Here is a 245-nt window from a genome sequence, read left to right as displayed (position 1 = left end):
AAGTAAAAAGCCATTACAAGTAGGTGTTATTACAGTCATTCACACATTTGGAAGAGACCTTAAGTTTAATCCCCATATCCATGCTTTAGTAACGGAAGGAGCCCTTGATCAAAATAAAAAATGGGTACCTACGGGTTTTATTTCGTACGAATATTTAAGAAAGGCATGGCAGAAAGTCTTATTAGATTTATTAAAGTCGTGGTTTCCTAAGAATGAAGCCGTTACAAGACTTATTAATGATCTAT

At 34.3% G+C, this 245-nt stretch carries 1 protein-coding gene; it reads left to right on the top strand.

Annotated features, from left to right (window positions below):
- A partial coding sequence (locus KI363_RS21885; RefSeq protein ID WP_212967640.1) for a transposase occupies positions 1–245 on the top strand: 245 nt, incomplete at both ends.

The sequence above is a fragment of the Lederbergia ruris genome, assembly GCF_018332955.1.
GTDB lineage: Bacteria > Bacillota > Bacilli > Bacillales > Bacillaceae_C > Lederbergia > Lederbergia ruris.
The sequence above is the reverse complement of the archived record's forward strand: the minus strand, read 5'-3'. Positions and strand labels throughout refer to the sequence as shown.